The sequence below is a fragment of the Bradyrhizobium huanghuaihaiense genome, assembly GCF_007830635.1.
Lineage (GTDB): Bacteria > Pseudomonadota > Alphaproteobacteria > Rhizobiales > Xanthobacteraceae > Bradyrhizobium > Bradyrhizobium huanghuaihaiense.
In genome coordinates, this window is the sequence record NZ_VLLA01000001.1 from 406,499 (window position 1) to 423,820 (window position 17,322).

At 65.0% G+C, this 17,322-nt stretch carries 16 protein-coding genes and 1 tRNA gene; 4 read left to right on the forward strand and 13 right to left on the reverse strand.

Annotated elements, in window-relative coordinates; genetic code table 11:
• Positions 1-50: 50 nt before the first annotated feature.
• Both IQ16_RS01840 and IQ16_RS01845 read right to left on the reverse strand, forming a co-directional pair.
• Positions 51-1,181 (reverse strand): DUF5938 domain-containing protein, encoded by a 1,131-nt coding sequence (locus IQ16_RS01840; RefSeq protein ID WP_018645059.1) that lies wholly within the window; start codon positions 1,179-1,181, stop codon positions 51-53.
• A 34-nt stretch (positions 1,182-1,215) separates the two neighbouring features.
• Positions 1,216-2,019 carry an SDR family NAD(P)-dependent oxidoreductase gene (locus tag IQ16_RS01845; RefSeq protein WP_020607977.1) on the reverse strand — a complete coding sequence of 268 codons (804 nt, stop codon included), beginning with the start codon at positions 2,017-2,019 and terminating at the stop codon, positions 1,216-1,218.
• Between the two features lie 317 nt (positions 2,020-2,336).
• On the opposite strand from IQ16_RS01845, the gene IQ16_RS01850 reads away from it, so the two are divergent.
• Entirely contained in the window at positions 2,337-2,942 is a 606-nt protein-coding gene (locus IQ16_RS01850; RefSeq protein WP_244635499.1) for a TetR/AcrR family transcriptional regulator, read from the forward strand.
• Between the two features lie 168 nt (positions 2,943-3,110).
• Here the strand turns inward: IQ16_RS01850 and IQ16_RS01855 are convergent, their stop codons facing one another.
• The 9 genes from IQ16_RS01855 to IQ16_RS01895 form a co-directional block, all read right to left on the reverse strand.
• Positions 3,111-4,223, reverse strand: coding sequence for a tetratricopeptide repeat protein (locus IQ16_RS01855; RefSeq protein ID WP_018645056.1), 1,113 nt, complete (start codon positions 4,221-4,223; stop codon positions 3,111-3,113).
• A 121-nt stretch (positions 4,224-4,344) separates the two neighbouring features.
• The gene (gene ptsN, locus IQ16_RS01860) at positions 4,345-4,806 is read right to left on the reverse strand and encodes a PTS IIA-like nitrogen regulatory protein PtsN (RefSeq protein ID WP_008141251.1); all 462 of its coding nucleotides are present in this window, start codon (positions 4,804-4,806) and stop codon (positions 4,345-4,347) included.
• Positions 4,807-5,028: 222 nt separating this feature from the next.
• On the reverse strand, positions 5,029-5,640 hold the full coding sequence (gene hpf / locus IQ16_RS01865) for a ribosome hibernation-promoting factor, HPF/YfiA family (protein ID WP_018645055.1): 612 nt from the start codon (positions 5,638-5,640) through the stop codon (positions 5,029-5,031).
• A gap of 169 nt (positions 5,641-5,809) precedes the next feature.
• Positions 5,810-7,429, reverse strand: a complete 1,620-nt coding sequence (gene rpoN, locus IQ16_RS01870) for an RNA polymerase factor sigma-54 (protein WP_145831164.1) — start codon at positions 7,427-7,429, stop codon at positions 5,810-5,812.
• A gap of 91 nt (positions 7,430-7,520) precedes the next feature.
• On the reverse strand, positions 7,521-8,555 hold the full coding sequence (gene lptB / locus IQ16_RS01875; RefSeq protein WP_018645053.1) for an LPS export ABC transporter ATP-binding protein: 1,035 nt from the start codon (positions 8,553-8,555) through the stop codon (positions 7,521-7,523).
• Between the two features lie 212 nt (positions 8,556-8,767).
• On the reverse strand, positions 8,768-9,517 hold the full coding sequence (locus tag IQ16_RS01880) for an LptA/OstA family protein (protein WP_018645052.1): 750 nt from the start codon (positions 9,515-9,517) through the stop codon (positions 8,768-8,770).
• A 5-nt stretch (positions 9,518-9,522) separates the two neighbouring features.
• Positions 9,523-10,245, reverse strand: coding sequence for an LPS export ABC transporter periplasmic protein LptC (lptC, locus tag IQ16_RS01885; RefSeq protein ID WP_018645051.1), 723 nt, complete (start codon positions 10,243-10,245; stop codon positions 9,523-9,525).
• Between the two features lie 250 nt (positions 10,246-10,495).
• Positions 10,496-11,110, reverse strand: coding sequence for a ribonuclease D (locus tag IQ16_RS01890; protein WP_018645050.1), 615 nt, complete (start codon positions 11,108-11,110; stop codon positions 10,496-10,498).
• A gap of 101 nt (positions 11,111-11,211) precedes the next feature.
• Positions 11,212-12,534 carry a UbiA family prenyltransferase gene (locus tag IQ16_RS01895; RefSeq protein WP_018645049.1) on the reverse strand — a complete coding sequence of 441 codons (1,323 nt, stop codon included), beginning with the start codon at positions 12,532-12,534 and terminating at the stop codon, positions 11,212-11,214.
• A gap of 402 nt (positions 12,535-12,936) precedes the next feature.
• Here IQ16_RS01895 and IQ16_RS01900 point away from each other — a divergent pair, with 402 nt between their 5' ends.
• Positions 12,937-14,208: an MFS transporter gene (locus tag IQ16_RS01900; protein WP_018645048.1), complete on the forward strand. Its 1,272-nt coding sequence runs from the start codon at positions 12,937-12,939 to the stop codon at positions 14,206-14,208.
• A 30-nt stretch (positions 14,209-14,238) separates the two neighbouring features.
• On the forward strand, positions 14,239-15,168 hold the full coding sequence (locus tag IQ16_RS01905) for an alpha/beta hydrolase (protein ID WP_026312310.1): 930 nt from the start codon (positions 14,239-14,241) through the stop codon (positions 15,166-15,168).
• A 55-nt stretch (positions 15,169-15,223) separates the two neighbouring features.
• Here the strand turns inward: IQ16_RS01905 and IQ16_RS01910 are convergent.
• Positions 15,224-15,310 (reverse strand) — tRNA-Leu (locus tag IQ16_RS01910).
• Between the two features lie 152 nt (positions 15,311-15,462).
• On the opposite strand from IQ16_RS01910, the gene IQ16_RS01915 reads away from it, so the two are divergent.
• Positions 15,463-16,428: a complex I NDUFA9 subunit family protein gene (locus IQ16_RS01915; RefSeq protein ID WP_018645046.1), complete on the forward strand. Its 966-nt coding sequence runs from the start codon at positions 15,463-15,465 to the stop codon at positions 16,426-16,428.
• A 153-nt stretch (positions 16,429-16,581) separates the two neighbouring features.
• Here IQ16_RS01915 and IQ16_RS01920 read toward each other — a convergent pair whose 3' ends face one another.
• Positions 16,582-17,322 (reverse strand): SDR family oxidoreductase, encoded by a 741-nt coding sequence (locus tag IQ16_RS01920; RefSeq protein ID WP_018645045.1) that lies wholly within the window; start codon positions 17,320-17,322, stop codon positions 16,582-16,584.

Genomic DNA, 17,322 nt, shown 5'->3' on the forward strand with positions numbered 1-17,322 from the left:
ACCCGAAGTGGCAGTGGGTGACGCGGAGGACCGCGCCACCCACGATTGACTTAATCGTGCACGGTCAGAACCGGCTTACTGACCAGCCCGAAGCTGCGCAGCTGGCCGAGCAGTTCGTGGTGACCGAAGGCCTGGCAACCGGAGGCGAAGCCCACGCGCCTGGGCGGCTGCTGCAGCAAGTGTGCGGCGGCATAGGCCTGCAGCAAGCCGGTCTGCTTGTAATTGCTGTTGCCGTTGATGACGCAGTGCGCGCGCCCCAACGGGCCGGAGGCATGCACCGAATCCATCGACTTGTTGACACGCGGGTTCTCGCGCGGCGGCATGGTGTTCATCACACCGGCGGCGGTTTGCGCCAACGCGGCGTAGCGGTCGTCGGGGTTCATGTCCTTGGTCGCCTCCAGCGCGGCGGCGACGATCTGCGGCACGCCCAGCATCAGCGCGCGGTTGAACACACCGCCCAGCACCTTCACGTTGGCCACGCGCGGATCGCGCTTGAACCACACCGGGTGCGAGGTGCCGCCCCAGGGCAGCGCCAGCGCCAGCTCGTGCTGGCCGGGGATCGCGAGGTTGTAGAGGCCGGCATCGGGTTGATGCTCGACATACTTGTTCTGCTCCAGGTAGTAGGCCTTGGCCATCGCGGCATTGACCAGGATAGTCTGCGTCGAGGCGATGGTCGGACTGCCGCCCCAGAACACGGCGATATCAAGCGTGTCGAGGCCGGGCGTCTCCAGGCAGAGCTGGGCGGCGATCTCGCCGGTGGTGTACATCTGCGCGATGCCCGGCGCCAGCAGCAGGCCGGCATTGGCGAACTTCGTGCCCCACTCCTGCTCGAGCGTGATCAGCCAGTCCTGCTCGCCCGTGGTGTCGGTGTAGTGGCATCTGGAAGCCCAACAGGCTTGCACCACCTCGCCGCCGAACCTGGCGAACGGGCCTACTGTGTTGAGCACCACTGAGGCGCCGTTGAACAACTCCGTCAGCGCGCTCACGGTGTGCGGCACTTCCACCACCTCGAAGTCGGCGGTCTCGATGCCGGCCACGTTCGCCTTCATTGCGGCGTTGAGCTTCTCGGCGCTGCGGCCGGCGGCGATGAACGGGATGTTGTACTCACGCAGATATTCGCAGACCAGGCGGCCGGTGTAGCCGGACGCGCCATAGACGATGACGGGCTTCTTCGCACTCATAGCGTTCCTCCGAAATGTTTGTTGTCAGGTTCTGCTACATGCCCATGCCGCCATCGACCGGCAGTCCGATGCCGGTGATGAAGCGCGCCTCGTTCGAGCACAGGAACACCACGGCATCGCCAATGTCCGTGACCTCGGCGAGACGGCCGAGCGGGGTTTGCTCCACCACCGAGCCGACCGCGGCGTTGACGTCAGGCGCGAGCCCGACCTTGACGATGTCGTTGGCGAGTTGCATGCCCATGTCGGTCGGGATCAGGCCCGGATAGATGCAGTTCACGCGCACGCCGAAACCGAGCTTGCCCGCTTCCATCGCTCCGACCCGCGTCATGCGGTCAACCGCGGATTTGGTGCCCGAATAGACCGCGATGCTCGGGAAGGCGATCGTCGCCGCGACGGAAGCGATGTTGACGACTGCGCCGCCCTTGCCGGCCGGCCCGCCCGGGCGCATGGCGCGGAAGGCGTGCTTCATGCCCAGCACGGTGCCGACGATATTGACGTCGCACATCCGCCGTGCGTCCTCGGCCCTAACCTCGGAAATCAGCGACGTGACCTCGATGCCGGCATTGTTGATCAGAATGTCGTAGCCGCCGAGGGTTGCGACCGTCTTGGCAACCGCCCGCTCCCATTGAGCGTCGTCGGTGACGTCGAGCTGGACGAAGCCCGTCGTGACATCCTCCTTCGCGATAGCGGCTGCGCTGGCGCGGCCGGCCTCCTCCAGGATGTCGGCGATCATGATCGAGGCGCCGGCTCGCGCCAACGCTTGCGCGATGGCCGCGCCGATTCCTCGGGCACCGCCGGTAACCAGGGCTTTCCTGCCTGCAAGGCTCTTCCCGCTCATGACGCACTCCTCCGTTGCTGGTGATTGATCGATTCGTGCTGCGCCAATCGGCGCGCACCAAGTCGATGGGCGCAGGCCTTTTCGGCGGCACCCAGCGAAGCGTTCCTCCATGGTCGGACGTCTTGACGACTGTCCAAATTCTTGGTGCGAACCTCCGCCAGAAACTTGACACTTGTCAAGAACGAATTTGACAGTTGTCAAAGGAAGTGGTTGTGAGGGGATGAAGCATTCCGCGGTCGACGCGGTATAAGCCCTTGAAAGAACGGGACTGAGAAAGGGACGAGATGGCGCGGCAGGTGACGGGAGCGGCCCGGCGTGTGGCTGATGCGGCCGAGGTGCTGCGCGACGAGAAGTTCAACGCGCGGCGCGGCGAGCTTGCCGAGGCCGCGCTCGAGACACTTGGAGAGCTCGGCTTCGCACGCACCAGCCTGCGCGAAATCGCGCAGAACTCGGCGTTCACGCACGGCGTGTTCCACTATTATTTCAGCGACAAGCTCGATCTGATCTGCTGCTGCGTCCGCCACTACAAGGCGAAGTGCGTGACGCGATATGACGAGGTCGTCGCGACAGCAACGAGCCGCGACGAACTGACGGAGGGTTTTCTCGCCAAGCTCGCAGCAACGCTGCAGAACGAAGCCCGTATGCACCGTCTTTGGTACGACCTGCGTTCGCAAGCGATGTTCGAGGCGGCGTTTCGCAAGGATGTAATCGAGATCGACAAGAGCCTGGAAGCGATGATCTGGCGCATCGCCTACCGCTATGCCGAGCTCGGCGGCAAGCGGCCGGCGTCGTCGCCGGCCGCGCTCTATGCGCTGTTCGACGGTCTGTTCCAGAGTGCGCTGCTCAAGCACCTCGCGGGTGACAAGACGGCGATTCCCGAACTGCTCGATGAAGTCCGGCGCCTGCTGCCGACGGTCTGCTGACGCGCGGCAGCACCCGCGAAGCTTCCGCATCGTCATTGCGAGGGTGCGCGACAAAATTGCGAAACAATTTTGCGCTGATGCGACGAAGCAATCCAGAAACCCTCCGCGGAGAGATCCTGGATTGCTTCGCTACGCTCGCAATGACTGTGGGGAGAGATCTTTCTCGCATCACTTCACAAAACCAAGCCCTTCGCGCGCGGTGTCGACGGCCCATTTGTCGGTCGGCGGCAGCGCGAGCACGCTGTTGAAATCCGCGCGCGCATGTTTGGCGTCGGACATCAGCATGTAGAGAAGGCCGCGATTGGCCAGGGCATCCTGGCTTTTGGGATCGAGTCGAAGCGCCTCGTTGTAGTCGGCGAGCGCGCGGTCGTGCTGTCCCATGTCCCGAAACACGCCGGCGCGATCCTTGTAGGCGTCCAGATTCCCCGGCTGTAACCGAATCGCTTCGTCGAGATCGGCAAGGGCGCGTTTGTCGTCGCCCTTCCTGTGCAGGACGACGCCTCGAATGCGATAGGCCTTCGGGAAAGCCGGCGTGATTCTCGTGACGTCATCCAGCTCCCGGATGGTGCCGTCGATGTCGTCCTTGTTCAGGAACACAATGGCCCGGCAATAATGGCCGCCGGCACTTCCGGGCTCGAGACGGACGGCGCTGTCGCAATCGTCCAGGGCTGCATCGACCTCGCCCTTGTTGAGACGAATGTTGCTTCGCAGCTCGTAGGGCCAGGCAGCGGCTGGATTCCGCTGCATCGCCTCGGTGTAATCGGCGGCGGCCCGATCGGCGTCGCCCTTCACCGCATAGACCTGCCCGCGCATCATGAGCGCACGGTAGGCCTGCTTGGGGCTGCGTTCGATGGCCTCGGTGAAGCCGGCGATCGCGAGATCGAAATCGCGGTGATTGAAATATTCCTCGGCGCGCGAGGTGTAGGGCGCGCCATAGTCGGGATCGAGACGAATGGCCTCGTTGTAGTCGGCCATGGCGTGATCGCGATCGCCTTTGGCGGAATAGGCACGCCCGCGGCAATGATAGGCCCGCCCGAAATTCGGATCGATCCGGATCGCGGCGCTGCAATCCTCGAAGGCGCGATCCTTGTCGCGCTTCATGTAATACGCTTCACCACGCAACTCGTAAGCCGCGGCATTGGTCGGGTCAGCCGCAATGATCTCGGTCTTCTCGGCGATGACACGATCGTTCGACGCGTCGTCAGCGTGGGCCACGACCGTGGCAGCAATGGTGACAGAGCAGAGCAGACCAAAGGCCCGGCCAATCGAACCGCAAATCATGTGGCAATATCCCGTACAGAAATCGGGCCGGTCGCAGGTGGACATGATGGCGCAATACGCCAGCGCCCGGCTGCAATATGTCGCAGACGGCGCGGTGCGGGTTCGAACGGGCGGAAGGGGCCTACGCCGCGGTCGCCGGCGGCAGCGCGAGCACCGAATAGATCGCCTGGGCGTCGCGGGAGGCGCGGAGCTTCTTGGCGATGTCCTGGTCGCGGAGCAGGCGGGCGATGCGTGCGAGCGCCTTGAGGTGGTCGGCGCCGGCGCCTTCGGGGGCGAGCAGCAGGAAGACGAGATCGACCGGCTGGCCGTCCATCGCCTCGAAATCGATCGGACGATCGAGCCGCGCGAACAGGCCGAAGATCTTCTCCAGCTTGGGCAGCTTGCCGTGGGGAATGGCGACGCCGTAGCCGACCGCGGTGGTACCGAGCTTCTCACGCTGTAGCAGCACCTCGAACACCGAGCGTTCGTTCTGCCCGGTGAGCTCGGCGGCCTTCGCCGCAAGCTCCTGCAGGGCCTGCTTCTTGCTGTTGACCTTCAATGCCGGGAGAATCGCCTCGGGTGCGACCAGATCGGTAATCGGCATGGAAGGTTTCCGAGGTGAATTAAACCGACAGGTTCCGAATTGGCCAGCTTGGAAAGAACCACGCCGGGCCGGCGTCAAGAAGGTGAAGCAGGAGGGGGACTTAGCCCCGATCCTGATGTGGGGCGCTTCTACTCCAACGCAATCCCGGTGCCAACTGCTGCGTGCGGCTTTGCCCCGGTCATTGTTAAGGGCTGCGGATGATACGGGGCCCGATTTTGGGCCCTAACCGCCCGCCTTCCCGTCGCCTTTGGCCCCGGGCGGGTCGACCCAGCCCACATTGCCGTCGGCGCGGCGGTAAATGATGTTCACGCGGCCGCTGGAGCCATGCTGGAATACCAGGCAGGGTGCCCCGCTGAGGTCCAGTTCCATGACGGCTTCGCTGACCGAGAGCTGCTTCAGCGAGGTGGTGGCCTCGGCGATGATCACAGGGCTGTAGCCGGTGATCTCCTGCTCGTCCTCCCCTTCGCCAGGCGCCTCCAGCACGTAAGCCGTGGCATCGAGCGCGGCCAGCGCCGCATTGGCGACATGGGTCTTGCGGGCCGAACGATCCTTGAGCCGGCTCTTGTAGCGCTTGAGGCGCTTCTCGATCATCAGGAGCGCCTGGTCGGCGCTGGCATAGGCGTCGGGCGCGTTCGAGTCGGCCTCCAGCGTGATACCCGAATCCAGATGCAACGCGCAGTCGGTGCGGAAGCCGAAGCCATCCTTGGAGAGCGTGATGTGGCCGGAATAATTGCCGTCGAAATATTTGCGCAGGACCTCTTCAGTCCGGTCGGTAACGCGGCCGCGCAGGGCCTCGCCGACGCTGACACTCTTTCCGGAAATTCGAAGGGTCATGTGATGCCTCGCTTGGTTACGCCGAGCTGCGATGACGCGTCATCGCAGCTGGGGTTGTTCCCTGCGCATGGTCCGCTCGGAAAACCGCTGGGTCCTTTTCCGGATCATGCGCATGCTTGGACCGGTCTCGATGGGGGATTGAGAGTAGCGCGATTTGGCGCGAGCGCAATCAGGCCGGCTCGGTGTTGCGGGAGCGATCGGACAGTGCGGTGGAGAGGACGTTACCAAGAGCGCTCTGCTTGTCGCGGCGGCGTTGCACCGAGGAGGGAATGCGCATGGCTTCGCGGTACTTCGCGACCGTGCGGCGGGCAATATCAATGCCCGAGGCGCGTAACCGTTCCACGATGGTGTCGTCCGACAGGATCGCGGAGGGCGCCTCCGAATCGATCAGCTGCTTGATGTGGTGACGCACGGCTTCGGCCGAATGCGCCTCGCCGCCGTCGGCCGAGGCGATCGAGGCCGTGAAGAAATATTTCAATTCGAATGTGCCGCGATTTGTCGCCATGTACTTGTTGGCGGTGACGCGCGACACCGTGGATTCATGCATCTGGATGGCGTCGGCGACGGCCTTCAGATTCAGCGGCCGCAAATGCGCGACGCCGTGGGTGAAGAAGCCGTCCTGCTGGCGCACGATCTCGGTTGCAACTTTCAGGATGGTGCGGGCGCGCTGGTCGAGCGCGCGAACGAGCCAGGTGGCGTTCTGCAGCGCATCGGTGAAGTAGGACTTGTCGCCGTCCTTGCCGATCTTCTTAGATAGCTCGGAATAGTAGGTCTGGTTCACCAGCACGCGCGGCAAGGTGTCGCTGTTGAGCTCGACATGCCAGCCGCCGTCCGGACCCGGGCGGACATAGACGTCGGGCACCATGGTCTGGAGCCGGGCCGAGCCGAACTTCATGCCGGGCTTGGGATTGAGGCGGCGGATCTCGCCGATCATGTCGGCGATGTCCTCGTCGTCGACGCCGCAGAGCTTGCGCAGGGCGGCGATGTCGCGCTTGGCAAGCAGGTCGAGATGCTCGACGAGGGCCTGCATCGCCGGGTCGTAGCGGTCGAGCTCGCGGAGCTGGATCGCCAGGCATTCGCTCAAGGAGCGCGCGCAGACGCCGGGCGGGTCGAATTTTTGCAGCACGGCGAGGACGTCCTCGACCTCCTGCTGCGACGCGCCAAGACGTTCGGCGGCCTGGCCTAGACCGGGCGGCAGATAACCGGCCTCGTCGACGAGGTCGATCAGGTACTGGCCGATCATGCGCTGCGCGGGTGCGGTGAAGGCGACCGAGAGCTGCTCGGCGAGATGGTCCGACAGCGTCGTCTCGGCCGCGACAAAAGCCTCGAGATTGTAGTCTTCGTCACCCGAGGCGCCGCCGCCCCATTCGGTATAGGTGGTCGGTGCCGCGTCCTGGGCGTTGCGCGCCGCGGCCTCGGCCGGCTCCTCGGAGAAGACGTTGTCCAGGCCCGTGTCCAGGGTCTGCTCGATCTCGGCGCGGGTGCCGAGATCCTTGCTCATCCATTCTTCCTGGCCCGGCTCGAAGGCCTCGCCCGAACCACCGCCCGGCTCGTCGCCGTTGCTGCCGCCGAAATCATCGCCGTCGCCGAACTGGCCGGCCTCGGCCGGGGCCTCGGTGGGCGCCTCGTCACTGGCCCGTTCCAGCAGGGGGTTACGCTCGAGTTCCTCTTCCACGAAGGTCGTGAGATCGAGATTGGACAATTGCAGCAGCTTGATCGCCTGCATCAGCTGCGGCGTCATGACCAGCGACTGCGATTGCCGGAACTCTAATCTCTGCGTAAGCGCCATGAAGCAAGAACCGATCCCAAGAAGTTGGTCCGATTTTTGCTTATCCTAGTCTCAGCCCGATGTACACGTCTTGACGAATTGGAAAAAAGGGCTAGAGGCGGAATTCCTCGCCAAGGTAAAGGCGGCGCACGTCCGGATCGGCGACGATCTCATCCGGGCTACCCTCGGTCAGGATTTCACCGGCATAGACGATGTAGGCACGATCGGTGAGGCCGAGCGTCTCGCGCACATTGTGGTCGGTGATGAGCACGCCGATGCCGCGATTGGTGAGATGGCGAACGAGATCCTGGATGTCGCCGACCGCGATCGGATCGATGCCGGCGAAGGGCTCGTCGAGCAGCATGTAGTTCGGACGCGTCGCCAGCGCACGCGCGATCTCGACGCGGCGACGCTCACCGCCGGACAGCGCGATCGACGGTGATTTCCGCAGGCGCGTGATGTTGAATTCGTCGAGCAGCGAGTCGAGCTGCTGCTCGCGCTTCTTGCGCGAGGGCTCGACCACTTCGAGCACGGCGCGGATGTTCTGCTCGACGGTGAGGCCGCGGAAGATCGAGGCTTCCTGCGGCAGATAGCCGATGCCGAGCCGCGCGCGCTGATACATCGGCAGCTTCGTGACGTCGTGACCGTCGAGCTCGATCGCGCCGCGATCGGCCTTGATCAGGCCGGTGATCATGTAGAACACGGTGGTCTTGCCGGCGCCGTTGGGGCCGAGCAGGCCGACCGCCTCGCCGCGGCGCACATAGATGCTGACGCCGCGCACCACCTGGCGGCTGCCAAAACTCTTTTCCACGCTATGCACAGCCAGGTAGCCCGGCCGTTTCAGAAGCTGCGGCGCGCCGCCGCCGTTCGGCTTGGCGGCCGCCCTGACCGGATGGACCGCCTGCGCCCGCGGCGGCTCGGGCTGGTAATCGACCTGGTAATCGTCTTGATAGCCCCCTTGATAATCCCCTTGGAACTGGTCGGGCGCGTGCATCGGCTGGTCACGGGCGATCGGCGGCGAGTCCCGCACGGGGCTTGGCACGAGGCCACCGACGCTGTCACCGAGGGCGGTGATGTCCTGACGTGCAAATCCTGGCCGGCCGCGCTTGGCGGGGCGCCGACGGAACATGCTGAAGAGATCGACCATCCCCGCCTTCTAGCTTTTCGCGGCATTTCGCGCGATCTGCCGCCCCGGCTTTATCGATTCGCCGACGCAGCATGAGTGAAGGAATGTCCCATGCCCAATGAAACACGCCCGGTAAGCGGCGGACCCCGCTTCGAAAGCCCTTCGCGCTAGATACAGTCTCGCCGGGCAAGCTTCAACCTCGGATCGGGGGCATCCGAAACAAGCCGTTGAATTTACTTTGGTTTAGTTGCGCCGGGCAGTTGCAAAGGCGACCCCGCGGCGGGCTTGCCGCCTTGCCCGCCCTGGGCACCCGGGCCGCAATCATTGCTGCCGCCCTGCGGCAGCAGGGCCTGCACCCTGCCGCTATCCGACTCCACCCGCGAGACGCCCGTGGTCATGTCGACCATCAGACGGTCGCCGCGCAGCACGTTCTTGCACTGCGTCAGGACCACCTGGCCGCCGCTGCCACCGAGCATGGTGATGAGGTTGGTCTTGGTGTCGAACACGGCGGTCTCGCCGGTCACCACCTGATCCTTCTGGGTGACCACCACATTGCCGCGCGCCTCGAGCCGCTTGATCGACGAGGCGCCGCCGGGCCCCGGTGTTGCCGACTGCATCGGCGCGCCGGTGCTGCTGCTCTTGGCTCCCTTCGCCGCCGGCTGCGCCGTCGCCGGCTTGTCACCACCCGACTCGTAGAACACCACCAGCGTCTTCGAGGTCATGGTGGTGTCACCCTGCACGACCTTCACATTGCCGGCGAAGGTCGCCTCCTTCTTCTTGTCGCGCATCTCGAGCGAGGCGGCCTCGATCTGGATCGGCTGATCGCGGTTCTGCGAGAAGCCCTGCATGGCGTTCGGCACGCCCTGCATCGTGCTCTGCGCGATGGCCGCACCGCCAGCGACCAGCGCGACGCCGACGGCCAGCGCGGCCGCACCGATGATGGCGCGACGCTTGTCCTCGTTGCGCGAAAAAATCCTGATCATGAAAATCACTTTGAATTGGCAGACTTGTTCTTTGACTTGGCCGGCGGCGGCGCGGGCTCGGCCGGCGCAGGCTGCGCGGCGGCACCGTCGTCGAGCTTGTCCAGATGCATCACCACATTGCCTTCGAAGCGGATGACGTCGCCGCCCTCCGTGATTCGCAGGCGATCCGCGGTCAGCGTGCCGTTGGTCAGCTTGACGTCGACACGCTCGTCCGAGGAGACGGTGCCCTTGCCCATGTCGACGAAAGCCGAGTTCAGCCGCGCCTCATAACCGGTCGAGGTGCGCAGGAAGATGTCCTTGTGCAGGTCGAGCTGCTGCTGCTTGTTGTCGAAGCGGCCGGTGCGCGCATCGAGGAACAGGGTGGATTGATCCTCCATCAGCACCTTCGCGCGCAGATCGGCGAGATCGACATGATCAGGGTCGGTGATGTCCTGCGTTGCCGTCTTGGCCCAGAGCTCGTAGGGCCGGCGGTCCGGCGTGAAGCCGGACATATGCGGCGATTCCATCGTGATCTTGGTGCCCGTCACCACGAGGTTTCCGGAGTCGAGCTTGAGAGGGATCGTGAAGGGATTGAGGAAGGTCGAGACGGCGACGATCGCGGCGATGGACGCGATCACCGTCACCGGGACCGCGACGCGCAGAATCCGCACCAGGCGGCTGTGGCGCGCCGCTCTGGCAAACTTCGCCGCAAGCGCGGCGTCGTAGGTGGGATTCTGGGCCGAATTCACCGCTGCTCCAGAGGGTCGCTCGCCTTGTCCGGTTGAAGGCCGCGCCATTGTACCCGGCGGCGACCGAATGTGCAGCCCGCGAGAGGCCGCAGGAAAGTGTCCGAAACGGGGCGGTCGTCTCTCCCTCTCCCGCTTGCGGGAGAGGGCTGGGGAGAGGGTGTCACCGCAATGGGACACTCCCCTAGAGGAGAAAACCCTCACCCGCGCCTTCGGCGCGACCTCTCCCGCAAGCGGGAGAGGTTAAAGCACGCTAGGAATGCGCAAAGATGTCCTCTTCCTCCCAGCCCTGGAGGTCGAGCAGAGCGCGGGTCGGCAGGAAGTCGAAACAGGCCTTTGCCAGCTGGGTGCGGCCCTCGCGGACCAGCATGGCGTCGAGCCGCTCGCGCAGGGCATGCAGATGCAGCACGTCGGAGGCGGCGTAGGCGAGCTGCGGCTCGGTCAGGCTGTCGGAACCCCAGTCGCTGGACTGCTGCTGCTTGGAGAGGTCGACATTGAGCACCTCGCGCACGAGGTCTTTCAGGCCGTGGCGGTCGGTATAGGTGCGGGTCAGGCGGGAGGCAATCTTGGTGCAATAAATCGGCCCGGTCATGACGCCGAAGGTCTGGTACAGCACCGCGACGTCGAACCGCGCGAAGTGGAAGATCTTTGTGATGGCGGGATTGGCCAGCAGGGCCTTCAGGTTCGGCGCGTCGATGTGGCCCTTCGGGATCTGCACCACGTCGGCGCTGCCGTCGCCGGGCGAGAGCTGCACCACACAGAGCCGGTCACGGTGGGGATTGAGCCCCATGGTCTCGGTGTCGATCGCCACCGCTCCGGTGTAACGGGACAGGTCGGGCAGGTCACCGCGGTGCAGGCGTACGGTCATGGGGTTTCAAAACCTCGGGTCGAATCGGACTTTTGGAACAATAGGCTCATTTCGGATTGCCCGCGATGTATCCACTCGGGGCAGGCCGCGCAAGCGCCCGTTCAGATCGCGGCCAGCATGATGCAGATCATCGCTGCGACCGTGGTGCGGCTGGGGCCGTCGCGGAAGGCATACAAAATCGGATCATCCGGCATCTCGCGGCGATGCGCCATCATCAGGGCCCGGCCGAACCAGTACAGCAGCAGCGGGGTCATGAGCCACAGCATCCAGGGGCGGCTGTAGAGCGGCGTCACCGCGGTTGATGACACATAGAGCGAGAACACGGTCACCGCGTTCATGGCGCTCGCCGCCGCCATCGCGGCGATGACGTGCAGATCGGTGATCCGGTAGTCGCGGTTGGAGGGATCGGCGAGACCGGCGCCCTCGCGCATGCTGAGCTCGCTGAAGCGCTTGATTAAGGCGAGCGAGGTGAACACGAACAGCGAGAAGATCAGCAGCCATTCCGACAGCACGACGCCGACACCGACGGCGCCGGCGACGATGCGCAAGCTGTAGAGCCCGGCGAGCGTGACGACGTCGAACAGCATCTTGCGCTTGAGCACGAGCGAATAGGCGATCGTGGTGGCGAGATAGGCGCCGAGCACGCCGAGGAACAGCGGCGAGATGAAGAGGGAAGCTGCGACCGCAAACGACCACAGCGCGGGGATCGCGAGCAACGCGGACGAGATCGGCAAATCGCCGGACGCGAGCGCGCGGTGGCGCTTGGTCGGGTGTTGCCGGTCCGCGGCGAGGTCGAGCAGATCGTTCATCAGATAGGCGCCGGAAGCGCAGGCCGAGAACGCCAGGAACGCGAGCAGCGCGTAGCCGAGCGTCGTGAAATTCATCTGGTGCGCGGTGATAACGGGCACGAACACCAGCGTGTTCTTGGCGTATTGGTAGACGCGCAGCGCCTTCGCCCAGGTCTTCAGGCTCGCAGGGCTGCTGTTGCGTGCGTCAATGCGCTCGATCGCGGCACGATCGAACGGCAGGCTGCCCGCGGCCAGATCGGCCGGCGTGACGATGCCATCGAAGCCGAGATGCGCGGCGATGCCGGCGGCATGATCGGCGAAGCGTCCCGCGACGAGATAGATCTTCTCGCCGCGCGCCCGCGCCGCCAGCGCCCGGTTCAGCACGTCGGGATCATAGGGCAGGTGGGCGTAGTCGATCCTGGCCCGCGCCAGGATCACCGTGAGCGCCGCCATGCCCGCCCGTCCGCCGGCGCCGAAGCGGGCCAGCATCCGGCCGGGGCTGGAGAACAGCGCCTCCATCAGCAGCTCGGACCGCAGCAGGGCGCCTTCGAGATCGATCACGAGCGTCCGCGCCGCCGCCGGCACTGCCGACGGCTCCGGCGCGCTGGAAACGTACTGCCAGGCAGGCTGCTCCATTCGAAAACGTTCTTACTCGCCGCGGCATGACCGGCCCGATGGGGCCGGGGAGCAGGGGAAATGGATGGCCGGAACCCTATGCGAACATTCGCTAAAGGCGGCTTAACCGGCCGGATTTCGGCCTACGGCAGCGGTCTCTCCGTTCCCTCCCCCCTTGCGGGGGAGGGTCAGGGAGAGGGGTGCCACACGGGGACGCTTTCCGTCGCGCACCTGCCCTTGGTACATCCTTAACAATCTCTGCACCTTTTCCTGGACTACCCCCCTCCCTAGCCCTCCCCCGCAAGGGGGAGGGAACGCACCTCCGTCGGAGCGCTCGGCAGGGGCCCGTGAAAATCGTCCGGGCATACTTATCTGTTGCGAGCTTCCGGCACCGACTGCCCCGCTCCCTGCGAATGGAATGTGATGACTGAACAAACGCTCGCCGCGCCGATCGACGACCAACAGGACCGCCAGCGCGGCTTTACGCGCTACCAGGCGCTCCTCATCGCGCTGCTGGCGTTCACGCAGTTCACGATCATCCTCGACTTCATCATCATGTCGCCGCTCGGCGCCATCCTGATGCCGGCGCTCAACATCACGGCTGCGCAGTTCGGCATCGCGGTGTCGGCCTACGCCTTCAGCGCGGGACTTTCCGGCATCCTCGCCGCCGGCTTTGCCGACCGCTTCGACCGCAAGCGCCTCTTGCTGTTCTTCTATGTCGGCTTCACGCTCGGCACCCTGCTCTGCGCCATGGCGCAGAACTACCATGTGCTGCTGATCGGCCGGATCGTGACCGGATTGTTCGGCGGCGTGATCGGCTCGGTGGTGCTGGCCATCATCACCGATTTGTTCGCGCTGCATCTGCGCGGCCGCGTGATGGGCTTCGTCCAGACCGCGTTCGCCGCGAGCCAGGTGCTCGGCATTCCCGCCGGGCTGTTTCTCGCCAATCACTGGAGCTGGCAGGTCTGCTTCGTCGCGATCGTCGGCCTGTCGATCGTCACGATCGCCATCATCGCCTTCGTCATGGAGCCGGTGGACGCGCATTTGCGGCTCAAGCAGGACAGGAACCCCTTCCATCATCTGATCGCGACGGTCGGGGAGCCGCGCTATACGCTGGCCTTCGCGGTCACGACGCTGCTTGCGACCGGCGGCTACATGCTGATGCCGTTCTCCAGCGCCTACACCGTGCACAATCTCGGCATCGACATGCTGCATCTGCCGACGATCTATCTCGTCTCCGGCCTGTTCAGCATCGTCACGGGGCCGCTGGTCGGCCGTGCCAGCGACGCGTTCGGCAAATATCCGACCTTCGTGTTCGGCTGCGCGATGACCGTCGTCATGGTGCTGATCTACACCCATCTCGGCCACGTCTCGCTTACGACCGCGATCACGGTGAACGTGCTGATGTTCGTCGGCATCTTCTCGCGCATGATCCCGTCGCAGGCGCTGATGTCGGCGATCCCCGACGCGAGCCAGCGCGGCTCGTTCAGCGCGGTCAGCGCCTCGCTGCAGCAGCTCTCCGGCGGTCTCGGCTCGGTGCTCGCCGGCGCGATCATCGAGCAGGCGCCCGACGGCGCGCTGATCCATTTCGACCGGATCGGCTACGTCGTCGTCATGACGACGATCGTCACGCTGGTTGCGATGTATTTCGTGCAGAAGGCGGTGGCGGAGCGGACGGGGAAGCGGGTGGTGTGAGGGGAAGCGATCTCGGCAATCATTACAGCCATGCAGTCATCAGCGACGGCAAGCAAGACGCAGACAATCGCGATCCCGGGACCCCAGGGCCCGCTCGCCGGCACACTGCTCGCGCCAGGACCGCCCGGCGCACCCATCGTTCTTATCATCCCAGGCTCCGGCCCGACGGATCGCGATGGCAATGGTCCAACGGGGTTAATGGCATCAACCTATCGGTTGCTGGCGGAGGGTCTGGCATCACATGGCATCGCGAGCGTCCGGATCGACAAGCGTGGCCTGTTTGGCAGCCATGCCGCGGTCGCCGACCCCAATTGCGTGACGATCGATGACTACGCCGCGGATGTGCGTGCCTGGGTCTCGACGATCCGTGGGCTCACAGAGGCGCCCTGCGTTTGGGTGCTGGGGCATAGCGAGGGCGGACTGGTTGCGCTCGTTGCCGCACAGGACGCGCCGGACCTTTGCGGACTGATCCTGGTTGCGACAGCCGGCCGCCCGCTCGGCGCTGTCCTCCGCGAGCAATTGCAATCAAATCCGGCAAATGCGCCGATATTGGATGAAGCCTTGTCGGCGATCACTCAACTCGAAGCAGGCCAGCGCGTTGACGTGACCGGAATGCATCCCGCGCTCCTGCCATTGTTCTCACCTGCGGTGCAGGACTTCCTCATCAATGAATTTTCGTTCGATCCGGCGAGGCTGATCGCGACCTGCCGCCAGCCCGTTCTCATCGTGCAGGGGCGGCGCGACATCCAAATCGGACCCAGCGACGCCGAGGGGCTATCGCGCGCCAACCCCGCCGCTCGGCTCGCCGTGCTTCCGGACACCAATCATGTGCTGAAGACCGTCGCTTCCGACGATCGAACCGCGAACATCGCGACGTATTCTGACCCCGGCCTTCCCCTGGCCCCGGGCGTGGTCGACGCGATCGCCACGTTCATCGCGTCCGGCGGCGACCTCCGCTAGGAGGGTCAGCGGCTCAACTTCTCTACAAATGAGCGATTTCAACCACTTGGGAGGGTGGTGCCCAGGAAAGGACTCGAACCTTCACGGCCGTTAAGCCACTGGCACCTGAAGCCAGCGCGTCTACCAATTCCACCACCTGGGCATGCCGTTTGGGGCACGGAGGCGGTTACTACGGTTCGGTGACGCCGTTGTCAATTCATGCGTTGCGATGCGGATTGCGCATCGCAAACCGGACCGGTAGAAGCCTGATAATACGCACTCTTCCCGCAAGAATGGACCCCAGGAATAGATCTCATGGCATCGAATCTGGAAACTCTCGTCACGGTTTTCGGCGGATCGGGGTTTTTGGGCCGGAATGTCGTCCGCGCGCTGTGCCGGCGGGATTACCGGGTCCGTGTTGCGGTGCGGCGGCCGGAACTGGCCGGATACCTGCAGCCGTCCGGCAAGGTGGGCCAGGTTCACGTCGTCCAGGCCAATCTGCGCTATCCGGCCTCGGTCGAGGCGGCGCTGCGTGATTCGGATGTCGTGATCAATCTGGTCGGCATACTTGCCGAAAGCGGCGCGCAGACCTTCGACGCCGTCCAGGCCAAGGGCGCCGAGACCGTCGCCAAGGCGGCTGCCGCTGCCGACGCGCAACTGGTGCATGTCTCGGCGATCGGCGCCGACGCCGAATCGCCCTCGCTCTACGCCAAGGCCAAGGCCGCCGGCGAGGCGGCCGTGCTGGCCGCGGTGCCCTCGGCCACTATTTTCCGCCCCTCCGTGATGTTCGGCCCCGAGGACCAGTTCACCAACCGCTTCGCGGCGCTGGCCCGGATGTCGCCGGTGCTGCCGCTGATCGGCGGCGACACCCGGATGCAACCGGTCTATGTCGGCGACGTGGCCACCGCGATCGCGGATGCCGTCGACGGCAAGGCCAAGGCGGGCGCGACCTACGAGCTCGGCGGGCCGGAAGTGCTGACCATGCGCGAGATCATCGAGGCGATCCTCGAGATCACCGCCCGCAAGCGCATGCTGGTGCCGCTGCCGTTCGGCCTCGCCCGCTTCCAGGCCAACTTCCTGCAATTCGCGCCGGGCGCGTTCAAGCTGACGCCGGACCAGGTCACGTTGCTGGAGCGCGACAATATCGTGTCCGATGCGGCGAAGGCGGCCGGGCTGACGCTGGAAGGCCTCGGCATTACAGCCGATTCGCTGGAGGCGATCGCCCCGCAATATCTCTGGCGCTTCCGCGCGGCCGGTCAGTTCCAGCGCATGAGCGTGTGAGGGCGTTTCACCTCTCCCGCTTGCGGGAGAGGCGATCGCGAAGCGATCGGGTGAGGGCTTTCTCCTCTTGGGGAGTCTCTTTGTGGAGGCACCCTCTCCCCTACCATCTCCCGCAAGCGGGAGAGGGAGCGCACCGTCAGCGCGGCAACAGCGTCAAAACTTCAGCTTCTTGAACACTGCTTCCGGCAGCGTCTTGATGATCAGCATCACGAGGCGCCATTTGCCGCTGACGTAAATCACGTCGGTCTTGGTCTCGACGGCACGCAGGATCGCATCGCCGACGACCGGCGCCTCGACGGTGAGCGGGCCGATCAGCTTCATGCCCTCGGTCATTTTGGTGCGGACGAAGCCGGGCTTCACCGTGACGACGTGGACACCGCCGCGGCTGGCGCGGGCTCGCAAGCCGGAGAGGAAGGCGGAGAAGCCGGCCTTGGCCGAGCCATAGACATAGTTGGAGGCGCGGCCGCGATCGCCGGCGACCGACGATACGCCGACGAGCGTACCGCTGCCGCGTCCCAGAAACTTTTCCGCGAACAGGCCGAGGATCAGCGACGGTCCCTCGTAATTGGACCGCATGATCGTGGTGGCGTGGGCGAGATCGCTCTGCGCACTCTCCTGCGCGCCGAGCAGGCCGACGATCGAGATGACGACATCGGGCAGCGCCGGAAGACTGCCGACAAAGCCGTCGAACGCGGCGGTGTCGAGCACGTCAAACCTGTAGACACCGACCTCGACGCTGTAACGCGTGCGCAGATCGGCGGCGTCAGGCTCCAGCGCGGCGACATCGCGGCCGGCGAGGCCGACATCGTACCCCGCCTTGGCAAAGGCGCGCGCGGCGGCGCGGCCGATATCGGAGGAGCCACCCAGCACCAAAACGGACTTGCGTGACGTCAC